Source organism: Acidovorax delafieldii 2AN (assembly GCF_000175235.1).
GTDB lineage: Bacteria > Pseudomonadota > Gammaproteobacteria > Burkholderiales > Burkholderiaceae_C > Acidovorax > Acidovorax delafieldii_B.
Genome location: NZ_ACQT01000525.1, coordinates 1 through 1,165, shown reverse-complemented (window position 1 = coordinate 1,165; position 1,165 = coordinate 1). Strand labels below are relative to the sequence as shown.

Genomic DNA, 1,165 nt, shown 5'->3' with positions numbered 1-1,165 from the left:
AGGTGGCGCCCCCCAGCCGCGAAACCCAGGCCTGGGAGGCCGCCGGCCTGCACTGCAGCGCCAACGAGCGCCGTGCCGATGAGGCCAGCCGCGATGTCGAGGCCTGGCTCAAGTGCAAATACATGCGTGAGCACCTGGGCGAGGAATACAGCGGCGTGGTGAGTGCAGCCACGAGCTTCGGCATCTTCGTGACGCTGGATGCAATGTATGTGGAAGGCCTGGTGCATATCACCGAACTGGGGGGCGAATACTTCAAGTTCGACGAGGCGCGCCAGGAACTGCGTGGTGAACGAACAGGCATCCGCTATTCCATTGGCACGCGGGTGCGGGTGCAGGTCAGCCGTGTGGACCTGGATGGGCGCAAGATCGACTTCCGCCTGATCCGCGAGGGTGAGGAGCTGGTCGGCCGCACGCTCAAGGAAAAGGGCGTCGCCGCGGAATCCTCGGGTGCCCGAAAGGCGGGGCGTTCGGGCAGTCACAAGCGGGCCCAGGCGCCAGAGCCTTCGACCACCGAGCGCGCCGGTCTGACCCGTGAGCAGGCGGCGCGCTCGCCTGCCCGTGCCACCAAGGCATCGGCCAAGAAGACGGCCTCGAATGGCAAGGCGGGCAAAAGCAAGAGCCGCAAGCCGCGCCGTAGTTGAGCCGCCTGCGGCGTGCACGCTGCAGGGAAGGGTTTGCTCTTTTATTGATAGCTGCTTGCGCTTGATCCACAAGCGCAGCAGCTATTTTTTAATAATTTGTGATGTGACGCGCCAGCGCGCCGGCCGTCAATGTGCAGCCGGCAGGCCAGCGGTCGGCAGCAAGGCCGTGCAGGTACACCGCTTCCGTGGCAGCACGCAGGGCATCGGCTCCCGTGGCCCTGCCGTTTGCCAGGCCGGCGCCGACCATGCCCGCCAGCACGTCGCCAGTGCCGGCGGTGGCCAGCCGGGCGTTGCCAGTGGGGTTGATGGCCGGGGTCTGCCCCGGTGCCGCGATCACTGTGCCGGATCCCTTGAGAACGACCACGCAGTGCCACTGCCGTGCCAGTTGCTGCGCTGCGTGCAGCCGGTCGGCCTGCACCTCGGCGGCAGATGTGCACAGCAGCCGTGCCGCTTCGAGGGGGTGGGGTGTGAGCACCGTGGACAGCCCGGCCCATCCGGTTGACCACCAGGGACTGCAGCGCCGC

General features: G+C 67.2%; 2 protein-coding genes. One reads left to right on the top strand and one right to left on the bottom strand.

Going from position 1 to position 1,165, the window contains the following annotated elements; translation table 11 throughout:
- Positions 1–641, top strand: a 641-nt coding sequence (locus tag ACDELDRAFT_RS22785) for a S1 RNA-binding domain-containing protein (protein WP_040330800.1), incomplete at its 5' end; no start/stop codon positions are given.
- Positions 642–729: 88 nt separating this feature from the next.
- On the opposite strand, the gene ACDELDRAFT_RS22780 is transcribed toward ACDELDRAFT_RS22785, so the two are convergent.
- Positions 730–1,165, bottom strand: a 436-nt coding sequence (locus tag ACDELDRAFT_RS22780) for an ADP-dependent NAD(P)H-hydrate dehydratase (protein ID WP_005801463.1), incomplete at its 5' end; no start/stop codon positions are given.